The 11,866-nt window shown below is 51.9% G+C and carries 9 protein-coding genes and 1 pseudogene; 8 read left to right on the top strand and 2 right to left on the bottom strand.

The genetic code is table 11. The features are described from left to right. Nucleotides 1–289: 289 nt before the first annotated feature. Nucleotides 290–1,114, top strand: coding sequence for a protein bax (locus J4728_RS16135; protein ID WP_001575119.1), 825 nt, complete (start codon nt 290–292; stop codon nt 1,112–1,114). Between the two features lie 60 nt (nt 1,115–1,174). Here J4728_RS16135 and xylR read toward each other — a convergent pair whose 3' ends face one another. Continuing rightward, nucleotides 1,175–2,353, bottom strand: coding sequence for a D-xylose utilization transcriptional activator XylR (gene xylR, locus J4728_RS16130; RefSeq protein WP_000459824.1), 1,179 nt, complete (start codon nt 2,351–2,353; stop codon nt 1,175–1,177). A 362-nt stretch (nt 2,354–2,715) separates the two neighbouring features. On the opposite strand from xylR, the gene xylA reads away from it, so the two are divergent. From xylA to J4728_RS16115, 3 genes are all read left to right on the top strand, one after another. Beyond that, nucleotides 2,716–4,038: a xylose isomerase gene (gene xylA / locus J4728_RS16125; protein WP_001149561.1), complete on the top strand. Its 1,323-nt coding sequence runs from the start codon at nt 2,716–2,718 to the stop codon at nt 4,036–4,038. Between the two features lie 99 nt (nt 4,039–4,137). Next, entirely contained in the window at nt 4,138–5,592 is a 1,455-nt protein-coding gene (gene xylB / locus J4728_RS16120) for a xylulokinase (protein WP_000275326.1), read from the top strand. 174 nt (nt 5,593–5,766) lie between these two features. After that, nucleotides 5,767–6,120, top strand: a complete 354-nt coding sequence (locus tag J4728_RS16115; protein ID WP_208212059.1) for a YiaA/YiaB family protein — start codon at nt 5,767–5,769, stop codon at nt 6,118–6,120. A 22-nt stretch (nt 6,121–6,142) separates the two neighbouring features. Here the strand turns inward: J4728_RS16115 and J4728_RS16110 are convergent, their stop codons facing one another. Further along, the gene (locus tag J4728_RS16110) at nt 6,143–7,138 is read right to left on the bottom strand and encodes an acyltransferase (protein WP_208212058.1); all 996 of its coding nucleotides are present in this window, start codon (nt 7,136–7,138) and stop codon (nt 6,143–6,145) included. A 165-nt stretch (nt 7,139–7,303) separates the two neighbouring features. Here J4728_RS16110 and J4728_RS16105 point away from each other — a divergent pair, with 165 nt between their 5' ends. The 4 genes and pseudogenes from J4728_RS16105 to J4728_RS24000 form a co-directional block, all read left to right on the top strand. Continuing rightward, complete coding sequence (locus tag J4728_RS16105; protein ID WP_000605590.1) at nt 7,304–7,606, top strand: YsaB family lipoprotein; 303 nt, start codon at nt 7,304–7,306, stop codon at nt 7,604–7,606. 138 nt (nt 7,607–7,744) lie between these two features. After that, nucleotides 7,745–8,656, top strand: a complete 912-nt coding sequence (gene glyQ / locus J4728_RS16100) for a glycine--tRNA ligase subunit alpha (RefSeq protein ID WP_001168551.1) — start codon at nt 7,745–7,747, stop codon at nt 8,654–8,656. A gap of 9 nt (nt 8,657–8,665) precedes the next feature. Then, nucleotides 8,666–10,735: a glycine--tRNA ligase subunit beta gene (gene glyS, locus J4728_RS16095; RefSeq protein WP_208212057.1), complete on the top strand. Its 2,070-nt coding sequence runs from the start codon at nt 8,666–8,668 to the stop codon at nt 10,733–10,735. A 389-nt stretch (nt 10,736–11,124) separates the two neighbouring features. Then, a pseudogene (locus J4728_RS24000) lies at nt 11,125–11,553 on the top strand (IS3 family transposase); the annotation flags it as partial. Nucleotides 11,554–11,866 lie beyond the last annotated feature (313 nt).

The following is an 11,866-nucleotide window of genomic DNA, read 5'->3' as shown; positions in this document are numbered from 1 at the left end:
ATCAGCTTGCCTGGTTTTTAGGCGAATGAACTCCTCCTCAGCAGAGAGTCGCGCAGGAGGAGACGCGAGGGTGAGCGACGAGGCGCAAAAAAACGCCTCTATTTGCGATAAGCACCACATTTTATTGGCATTATTGCTGCCTGTTATCGTTAATACTTGACATAGTTTCGGATTAAGACTATTCCCTGAGGTGCTTTTTAAGCCTATTTTTGCTAGAATTTGGGGTTCAAACCTCAACTTCGTGAAAAATAAAAGGTGTTGGAATGTATCAATCCGACCAGGAGACCTAATGATATTGACTCCCATGCGACGATATGGGGCGATGATTCTTATGTTACTCACCATCGCATTTTCGGGTGAGGTGCTGGCAAAGACGCACGCAACACAAACGAGTCAAAAGTCCCACATAACTGAGACAAGTTATAAACAGGTTAGCAGTAAACAAGAGTATTCTCGCAATAGTGCAAAGAGCAGTTCACTTCCTGATTTGCGAAAATACCCTTCCGGAACCCCCAGAAAAAAAGCGTTTCTCCGGACCGTTATGCCTTACATCACCAGCCAAAATGCCGCGATTACCGCGGACCGTAATTGGCTGATCTCAAAACAGTACCAGAACCGCTGGTCGCCGTCTGAACGCGCGCGTATGAAAGATATCGCGAAGCGCTATAAAGTGAGCTGGTCCGGCAACACGCGTCGTATTCCGTGGAATACGTTGCTGGAGCGCGTCGACATTATCCCAACCAGCATGGTGGCGACGATGGCGGCGGCGGAAAGCGGCTGGGGAACCTCTAAACTGGCGCGTAGCAACAATAACCTGTTCGGCATGAAGTGCACGAAAGGGCGTTGTACCAATACGCCGGGTAAGGTGAAAGGTTACTCGCAATTCGCGTCGGTTGAGGAGTCGGTGAGCGCGTATGTCGCCAACCTGAACACGCATCCGGCTTATTCCTCTTTCCGCAAGTCGCGCGCCCAACTGCGTAAGGCGGATCAGGAAGTCACCGCCACGGCGATGATTCATAAGCTGAAGGGTTACTCTACCCAGGGGTCGCGCTATAACAACTACTTGTTCGCGATGTACCAGGACAACCAGCGTCTGATCGCCGCGCATATGTAATTCTGTGTGCCGGATGGCGCTACGCTATCCGGCTTACAAGGCATCTGTAGGCTGGATAAACTACAACAACGCTTCACTATGCTGGTCGCGATACTCCTTCGGCGTAGTGACGTACTCCTTTTTAAACACCGAATAGAAATATTGCAGCGACGGGTAGCCGCACATTTGCGAAATTTCGTTTATCGCCAACGTGGTAGAAATCAACAAACTACGCGCTTTTTCCAGCTTTTCGGCGTGGATCAGCGCATGTATCGTCTCGCCAACTTCTTCCTTAAAACGTTTTTCCAGGTTTGAACGTGAAATCCCAACCGCGTCCAGCACCTGCTCGACTTTAATGCCCTTACAGGCATGGTTACGAATAAAGTGCATCGCCTGGATAACCGCCGGATCGGTCAGGGAGCGATAGTCTGTCGAGCGGCGCGCAATGACGCGCACCGGCGGCACCAGAATGCGCTGTAAAGGCATCTCTTCACGCGCCAGCAAACGGTGCAGCAGCTTCGCCGCCTGATAGCCCATTTGCCGCGCCCCCTGCGCGACGGAGGAAAGCGCGACGCGCGACAGATAACGGGTTAACTCTTCGTTATCAATACCGATAACGCAAAGTTTTTCCGGCACCGGAATATGCAGGTGTTCGCAGGCCTGCAATACGTGACGGGCGCGGGCATCCGTTACGGCAATGATGCCGGTTTGCGGCGGCAGCGTCTGAAGCCAGTCGGCGAGGCGATTTTGCGCGTGCTGCCAGTTTTCCGGCGCGGTTTCCAGCCCCTGATAGACTACGCCGCGGTATTTTTCCTCGGCGACCAGCTGGCGAAAGGCGTATTCCCGTTCCGCCGCCCAATGTTTGCGGCTGGAGTCGGGCAAACCGTAAAACGCGAAGCGGTTAACGCCTTTTTCTTTTAAATGCAGGAAAGCGCTTTCAACGAGTGCATGATTATCGGTGGCGATGTAATGAACGGCGGGATAATTTTCAGCAAGATGGTAAGAACCGCCGACCCCGACAATGGGTACGTCGACATCGGCTAATAATTGCGCGATATCGTCATCATCGTAATCGGCAATAACGCCGTCGCCTAACCACTCTTTAATGTTATCGATACGGGCACGGAAATCTTCCTCAATAAATATATCCCATTCGGATTGCGAGGCTTGTAAATATTCACCCACCCCCTCCACTACCTGACGGTCATAGGCTTTATTCGCGTTAAATAACAGAGTGATGCGGTGACGTTTATCAAACATGAGGATATATCCTGCAAAAGTGAACCTGGACTCATGGATACTATCAAAACGGCTGACATAACGGTCTGGCGAATGATGACAAATTATTTTGCGCCTGAAACGTTATGCGAAATTCATCACAGCAAACGGCGGATGACAATTGTCATTTCTTATCTATATATTACGGTTTTTTGTTTATTTGCCAGGATTCGATCGCGATCGCTTTTTTCTTCTGTGGTTTTCAGCGTTTTTTTGAGAGCCAGAGCACATTTGGGGATTCTCTTAATAGCGGTGTGAAATAACGTAATTGAGCAATAAATCAGGAAATTCCAGTATGACGTTATGTCGTTTACTTGCCGTCTTATCTGATTATGGAGCTCACTATGCAGGCTTATTTTGACCAACTCGATCGTGTTCGCTATGAAGGCCCTCAATCGACTAACCCGCTGGCATTTCGTCATTACAATCCCGACGAGCTGGTTTTAGGTAAACGTATGGAAGATCACCTGCGTTTCGCGGCCTGTTACTGGCATACCTTCTGCTGGAACGGCGCGGATATGTTTGGTGTAGGCGCGTTTAATCGTCCGTGGCAGCAACCGGGCGAAGCGCTGGAGCTGGCGAAACGCAAAGCGGACGTGGCGTTTGAATTTTTCCACAAACTGAATGTGCCTTTTTATTGCTTCCATGACGTGGATGTGTCGCCGGAAGGCGCGTCGTTGAAAGAATATAAAAACAACTTCGCGCAGATGGTGGATGTGCTGGCGGCGAAACAGGAGCAGAGCGGCGTAAAACTGCTGTGGGGAACGGCGAACTGCTTTACCAACCCGCGCTATGGCGCAGGCGCCGCCACTAACCCGGACCCGGAAGTCTTTAGCTGGGCAGCGACGCAAGTGGTTACGGCAATGAACGCCACGCATAAACTGGGCGGCGAAAATTACGTCCTGTGGGGCGGGCGCGAAGGTTATGAAACGTTGCTGAATACCGATCTGCGCCAGGAACGCGAACAGATTGGCCGCTTTATGCAAATGGTGGTCGAGCACAAACATAAAATGGGCTTCCAGGGCACGCTGCTGATTGAACCGAAACCGCAGGAACCGACAAAACATCAGTATGATTATGACGTTGCAACGGTCTATGGCTTCCTCAAACAGTTCGGCCTGGAAAAAGAGATCAAAGTGAACATTGAGGCGAACCACGCGACGCTGGCGGGCCATTCGTTCCACCATGAAATCGCGACCGCTATCGCGCTGGGTATTTTTGGCTCCGTTGATGCCAACCGCGGTGATGCGCAACTGGGCTGGGATACCGATCAGTTCCCGATTAGCGTTGAAGAGAACGCGCTGGTGATGTACGAAATCCTGAAAGCGGGCGGATTCACGACGGGCGGTCTCAACTTCGACGCCAAAGTTCGTCGCCAGAGCACCGATAAATACGATCTGTTCTACGGTCATATCGGCGCGATGGATACGATGGCGTTGTCGCTGAAAATCGCCGCGCGAATGGTTGAAGACGGCGAGCTGGATAAACGCGTGGCGAAGCGCTATGCCGGCTGGAATGGCGAGCTGGGTCAGCAGATTCTGAAAGGACAACTCTCCTTAGGCGAACTGGCGCAGTATGCGGAGCAGCATAATCTGGCGCCAGTACATCAAAGCGGTCATCAGGAGCTGTTAGAAAATCTGGTTAACCGTTATCTGTTTGATAAATAACCCTATCTACCGGGCGACTCCGCGTTAGCCCGGCCTGTAGTTGTGATTAGCCCGGTAAGCGTAGCGCTGCCGGGCGCTTTCAGTAAAGGAACCCACAATATGTATATCGGGATCGATCTTGGTACATCGGGTGTAAAAGCTATCCTGTTGAATGAGCAGGGCGATGTGCTGGCTACGCATACTGAAAAACTGACCGTATCGCGTCCGCATCCCTTATGGTCGGAACAGGAACCAGAGCAGTGGTGGCAGGCGACGGATCGTGCGGTTAAAGGTTTAGGTCGGCAACAGTCGTTAAGCGGCGTCCGGGCGTTGGGCATCGCCGGACAAATGCATGGCGCGACATTGCTTGATAGCCGTCAGCAGGTTCTGCGACCAGCGATTTTATGGAATGACGGACGCTGTAGCGAAGAGTGCGCCTGGCTGGAAAAACAGGTGCCACAGTCGCGAGCGATAACCGGTAATCTGATGATGCCCGGTTTTACCGCGCCCAAATTAGTTTGGGTGCAGCGCCACGAACCGGATATTTTCTACCAGATAGACAAGGTTCTGCTGCCGAAAGATTTTCTGCGGCTGCGAATGACAGGCGTCTTTGCCAGCGATATGTCGGATGCGGCGGGAACGATGTGGCTGGACGTGAAAAAGCGCGACTGGAGCGACGTTATGCTCAACGCCTGTCATTTAACCCGACAGCAGATGCCAGCGTTATTTGAAGGTAGTGACATTACCGGAACGTTGCTGCCGGAGGTGGCCAGCGCATGGGGAATGCCAGCAGTACCTGTGGTGGCGGGCGGCGGCGACAATGCGGCTGGCGCGGTCGGCGTAGGAATGATCGATGCCGGACAGGCGATGCTCTCACTCGGAACATCGGGCGTCTATTTTGCCGTCAGCGACGGCTTTCTGAGTAAACCGGAGAGCGCAGTACACAGTTTTTGCCATGCGCTGCCGGAACGCTGGCATTTAATGTCTGTGATGTTGAGCGCCGCCTCTTGTCTGGACTGGGCGGCTAAACTCACCGGGCAGGAGAACGTCCCGGCGCTGATTGCCGCCGCACAGCAGGCGGATGAGCATGCCGATTCGATCTGGTTTTTGCCGTACCTGTCCGGCGAGCGCACGCCGCACAATAATCCGCAGGCAAAAGGCGTTTTCTTTGGTTTAACCCATCAGCATGGCCCGGCGGAACTGGCGCGGGCGGTACTGGAGGGCGTGGGATATGCTCTGGCGGACGGTATGGATGTGGTTCACGCCTGCGGCGTCAAACCCGCCAGCGTGACGCTTATCGGCGGCGGGGCGCGCAGCGAATACTGGCGTCAGATGCTATCTGATATTAGCGGGCTACAGCTTGATTATCGTACTGGCGGCGATGTAGGGCCAGCGCTGGGCGCGGCGCGTCTGGCGCAAATTGCGGTGAATAAACAGACCCCGCTCGCCGATGTATTGCCGCAGTTGCCGCTGGAGCAGGCGCATTATCCTGATGCGCAGCGTCATGCGGTTTATCAACAACGTCGTGAAACCTTCCGTCGACTCTATCAGCAGCTGTTGCCGTTGATGTCATAAGTCAGAATGCCTTTCGGTTTTGGCTGAAAGGCATTTCCCGTAAATATTGATTCTATTGAATTATATCGAAGTAAGTATGTGTGTTTTCTGATTTTTATATTATTGCTGGGCAGGCGCCTTTTTCATCGCTATTTCTTCGCTTAATGTGTCTAACACAACCACAAGGAGAGTGAGATGGACGATCACGTTGCGCGCAGGAAACGGATATTCGGCCTGGGAATGTTAGTTGTCGGTGCAGTGGTATACCTGGTGGGACTGTGGCCAAGCTGTCATACATTAAGCGAAAAGGGATATTTTTTTGCGGCAATCGTCATGTGTGGTTTTCCAGTCTTAATTCGCCAGGAACACACGGGAAATGGCCGCTTGCTTTCTCGTTGCAAATCTTTGCTGTTGCTTGGCATCGGCATGGTCGCGGTCGGCGTATTTAACCTGGCGCTGGCGGGCGCGCTGAAAATACTGTGTCTGGTGGCGCTGGGGGTCAGTATATATGGAACCGATCTTTACGCTTCCTACAGTGATGATGAATGATGGCCGGAGCCATCATTGTCGTTTAGCTAACCCATTTCCGTTTATCAATACGCTGTAACAGCATGGAAAGTAGCAGGCTTCCTGTCACCGTCGCGGCAAAAACCCACACGATGTCTAACGGCGGCCAACGTTTTAACTCCAGACCATTAGTACGTAGCGCATGGATAATCAGCGCGTGGAAACCATAAATACCCAGCGAGTGGCGGGAGATAAGCCCCAGTCCAGGTAACGTCCGCGCATTCAGCTTATTTTTAACTACCGTGAACAGTGAGACGGCGCAAATAAACACCATGGGACCGCAATACAGATACCAGGTATCGGCAAAATTTCCGCGCCAGCGTAATTCATGCAATGTGCCGCGAGAAATAACAAATACCGCGATGATGAACAGGGCAGCGCAGATAAGCGTCAGCGATGGCTTTTGCGTCTCCATCATGCCAATGGCGCGGCCCAGGATACCGTAGAGAATGTAGTAGAACGTGTCGCCGTTGATATACAGATTGATGGGCAACCATTCAACGCCGCCAGTTTTTTGCGGCACAGTATTTGGGTTAGCAATAATACCAATGATCACCATCAGCATCAGGAGCATTTTGCCGCTCACGTTTTTTACCTGGATTAATGGCGATACCAGGTAGATCACCGCAATCGCAAAGAAAAACCACAGGTGGTAAAACACGGGTTTTTGCAGCACATTTTTTAGCGAAAGCTCGACGTTGATCGAAGTAAAAAGTGAAATGTAAGCCAGGGCGACAACGCTGTAAAAGATAAGGCACAGGGCGATACGTAAAAAATGCCGCGGTTGCGCGCAGCGCTCGCCAAAAAAAAGATAGCCTGAAATCATAAAAAACAGGGGAACGCTAACGCGCGAAGCCGAATTCAGGACATTCGCAATATCCCAGTTTAGCGGGCTGACGCTGTGGGCGTTGGTGATGTACCACGTTGTAGTATGGATCATCACTACCATTAAACAGGCGATCCCTCGCAGGTTATCAATCCAGTTAATTTTAGGCTGCATCAGTTCCTCAGCTTCCGTTTCAATAGAGTTCCAGCGCGGTGGATCACTGGAAAAATCCGACTTTCTACGCTACATCTTGTGATGGCGTAAGGAGATTCGCACAATGTGTCTGCTACCCACAAACCTTAATAATAAGACTGACCAGCAAACCAGACGGTAATAAAAATGATAATGAAGTATTTCTGTTCTGTGATGATAGCCATCGCTCTGGTGGGATGCACAGCGACACCGCCACCGACGCAAAAAGCCCAGCAGAGTAAAGTGAGCCCAACACGCACGCTGGATATGGAAGCATTGTGTAAAGCTCAGGCGGCGCAGCGTTACAATACTGGCGCACAGAAAATTGCTGTTACCGGTTTCGAACAGTTTCAGGGGAGCTATGAGATGCGGGGTAATACCTTCCGTAAAGAGAGTTTTGTCTGCTCTTTTGATGCAGATGGGCAGTTTTTACATCTTTCTATGCGGTAAAAGCCGCGCCTGGTGAGGTGTGATGCCGCGAAATCCGGCAATTTTCGCTAAACAAACCGGTTTCATACTGTATATCTCGCATCCAGCGGGTATACTGGCTCCTTCCTTTAAATCCACACGTATCCAGCACGAAATAATATGCAAAAGTTTGATACCAGGACCTTCCAGGGCTTGATCCTGACCTTACAGGATTACTGGGCTCGCCAGGGCTGCACCATTGTTCAACCATTGGACATGGAAGTCGGCGCGGGAACTTCTCATCCAATGACCTGCCTGCGCGCGCTGGGGCCAGAGCCGATGGCGACTGCCTATGTGCAGCCTTCTCGTCGTCCGACCGATGGCCGCTACGGCGAAAACCCGAACCGCTTACAGCACTACTATCAGTTCCAGGTAGTGATTAAGCCGTCTCCGGACAACATTCAGGAGCTGTACCTCGGTTCTCTGAAAGAGCTGGGTATGGACCCGACCATTCACGACATCCGTTTCGTGGAAGATAACTGGGAAAACCCGACTCTGGGCGCCTGGGGACTCGGCTGGGAAGTGTGGCTGAATGGCATGGAAGTGACGCAGTTCACCTACTTCCAGCAGGTCGGCGGCCTGGAGTGCAAGCCGGTGACCGGTGAAATCACCTACGGTCTGGAACGTCTGGCGATGTATATCCAGGGCGTGGACAGCGTTTACGACCTGGTCTGGAGCGATGGCCCGCTGGGTAAAACCACCTACGGCGACGTGTTCCATCAAAACGAAGTGGAGCAGTCCACCTATAACTTTGAATACGCCGATGTGGATTTCTTATTCACCTGCTTCGAGCAGTATGAAAAAGAAGCCCAGCAGCTGCTGGCGCTGGAAAACCCGCTGCCGTTGCCGGCCTACGAGCGTATTCTGAAAGCCGCCCATAGCTTCAACCTGCTGGATGCGCGTAAAGCTATCTCCGTCACCGAACGTCAGCGCTACATTTTGCGTATTCGCACCCTGACCAAAGCAGTGGCAGAGGCTTATTATGCTTCCCGTGAAGCCCTCGGCTTCCCGATGTGCAACAAAGACAAGTAAGAGGCGGCCATGTCTGAGAAAACTTTTCTGGTGGAAATCGGCACTGAAGAGCTGCCACCAAAAGCACTGCGCAGTTTGGCTGAGTCCTTTGCTGCGAACTTCACTGCGGAGCTGGATAACGCCGGCCTCGCGCACGGTAACGTTGAATGGTTTGCCGCCCCGCGCCGTCTGGCGCTGAAAGTGGCGAATCTTGCTGAATCTCAGCCCGATCGCGAAGTCGAAAAACGTGGTCCGTCGATTGCTCAGGCGTTTGACGCCGAAGACAAACCGAGCAAAGCGGCAGAAGGCTGGGCGCGCGGCTGCGGGATCACCGTTGATCAGGCCGAGCGTCTGAAGACCGACAAAGGCGAATGGCTGCTGTATCGTGCCCACGTGAAGGGCGAAAGTACCGAAGCGCTGGTGCCGAACATGGTAGCCACCTCGCTGGCGAAACTACCGATCCCGAAACTGATGCGCTGGGGCGCGTCTGACGTACACTTCGTGCGTCCGGTGCACACCGTGACCCTGCTGTTGGGCGATAAGGTCATTCCGGCGACTATTCTGGGTATTCAGTCTGACCGCGTCATTCGCGGCCACCGCTTTATGGGTGAGCCGGAGTTTACTATCGACAATGCTGACCAGTACCCGCAAATTCTGCTGGAGCGCGGTAAAGTCATTGCCGACTACGAAGCGCGTAAAGCCAAAATCAAAGCGGACGCTGAAGAAGCAGCACGTAAGATTGGCGGTAATGCCGACCTGAGCGAAAGCCTGCTGGAAGAAGTAGCTTCGCTGGTGGAATGGCCGGTGGTATTGACGGCGAAATTCGAAGAGAAATTCCTCGCCGTGCCTGCCGAAGCGCTGGTGTACACCATGAAGGGCGACCAGAAGTATTTCCCGGTTTATGACAACGCGGGCAAGCTGCTGCCGAACTTTATCTTCGTCGCCAACATCGAGTCGAAAGATCCGACCCAGATTATCTCCGGTAACGAGAAAGTGGTGCGTCCGCGTCTGGCAGATGCTGAATTCTTCTTCAATACCGACCGTAAAAAACGTCTGGAAGACCATCTGCCGCGTCTACAAACCGTGCTGTTCCAGCAACAGCTGGGCACGCTGCGCGACAAGACCGACCGTATTCAGGCGCTGGCGGGCTGGATTGCCGGTCAGATTGGCGCTGACGTCAACCACGCCACTCGTGCGGGCCTGCTCTCCAAGTGCGACCTGATGACCAACATGGTCTTCGAGTTCACCGACACCCAGGGCGTGATGGGGATGCACTACGCGCGCCATGATGGTGAAGCGGAAGATGTGGCCGTGGCGCTGAACGAACAGTATCAGCCACGCTTTGCCGGTGATGACCTGCCGTCTAACCCGGTGGCCTGCGCGCTGGCGATCGCCGATAAGATGGATACTCTGGCGGGTATCTTCGGTATTGGTCAGCATCCGAAAGGCGACAAAGACCCGTTTGCGCTGCGTCGTGCCGCGCTGGGCGTGCTGCGCATCATCGTTGAGAAGAACCTCGCTCTTGATCTGCAAACGCTGACCGAAGAAGCGGTGCGTCTGTATGGCGACAAGCTGACCAATGCCAACGTAGTCGATGATGTGATCGATTTTATGCTGGGTCGCTTCCGCGCCTGGTATCAGGATGAAGGTTACACCGTCGACACTATCCAGGCGGTACTGGCGCGTCGTCCGACCCGTCCGGCAGATTTTGATGCCCGCATGAAGGCGGTGTCTCATTTCCGTACCCTGGAAGAAGCCTCTGCGCTGGCGGCGGCGAACAAGCGCGTCTCCAACATCCTAGCGAAAGCCACTGAGCCGCTGAACGATATCGTCCACGCCTCCGTACTGAAAGAAGCGGCGGAAATTGAGTTGGCCAGACATCTGGTTGTGCTGCGTGATAAGCTTCAGCCGTACTTTGCCGATGGTCGTTATCAGGAAGCGTTGATTGAGCTGGCGGCACTGCGCGCGCCGGTGGATGAATTCTTCGAAAATGTCATGGTTAACGCGGAAGAGAAAGATATCCGTATCAACCGCCTGACGCTGTTGTCGAAACTACGCGAACTGTTCCTGCAGGTTGCGGATATTTCGTTACTGCAATAAGCGTTCAGTTAAATAAACAAAAACCTGCTCTCGGGCAGGTTTTTTTATAACATAAATAGTATTAGTTGATTCGCTAATAATTCTGTAACTCATAGACGCGGCTATCTCTATTGATTGGCAAGAATTATTTCAGGAATACATTAACGCTGGCGGTACGGATATTGGCGTTAGAATAGCTGCGGGTGCTTGAGACTGTTTGTCTCAGGTATTCACCAAAAGGCAGACAGAGAAAATCCCCACCTGACTATACCCAAAATAATTCGAGTTGCTTAAAGGCGGCAAGGGAGTGAGTCCCCAGGAGCATAGATAACTATGTGACTGGGGTGAGCGAGCGTAGCCAACACATAAGCAACTTGAAGTATGAAGGGTATATAAATCAAAAGTGCACTGCGCCCATTATTGATCTCTTCAATAACGAAGCGATCTCCTGCAGTATTTCAGAACGTCCAACTATGCCGATGATCGATGACATGCTCATGAAGGCATTTGCCAGACTTGATGCGGGTACCAATCCGGTTCTTCATTCAGATCAGGGCTGGCAATACCGTCATTGATGGTACCAGTATCAGTTACGAGAGTTTGGCATCATCCAAAGTATGTCCCGCAAAGGCAACTGCCTTGATAATGCCTGTGCAGAATGTTTTTTCGGGACTTTAAAATCAGAAAGTTTTTACACCAGTAAATTTAAGGATATTGATGAACTTAAGATAGCTATTGAGGATTACATACGATACTACAATACCCGACGAATTAGCCTTAAATTTAACGGACTCAGCCCGGTTGAATACCGCCTAAAGAGCTATCAAGGCCGAAATTAACAAGGTCTGTACAGGGATGCTATCAGGAAACCTGAACGTTGGTGGATACGCTCACGTAAATGTCTGCTATGAGCGAGGAACGGACGCCCTATTTCACAAAAATTAGTATTGTTCTACAAGTAACTCTCACAATGAGGTTTTATGAAAATCAGAAGGTTCAGTAATGGGGATGAAATATCGTTATTCTGAGTTGCCACGGATAATCTAGACACTTTCGAGTCGTCGGTAATATCGGTTTTCATATTCTGTCGGTGGCATCTTATCGCTCGAACCATGCCGACGCTTACTGTTATAAAACATTTCGATGTAATCA

It is taken from the genome of Salmonella sp. 32070601201500089SM (genome assembly GCF_017573605.1).
Classification (GTDB): Bacteria; Pseudomonadota; Gammaproteobacteria; order Enterobacterales; family Enterobacteriaceae; genus Salmonella; species Salmonella enterica.
The sequence above is the reverse complement of the archived record's forward strand: the minus strand, read 5'-3'. Positions and strand labels throughout refer to the sequence as shown.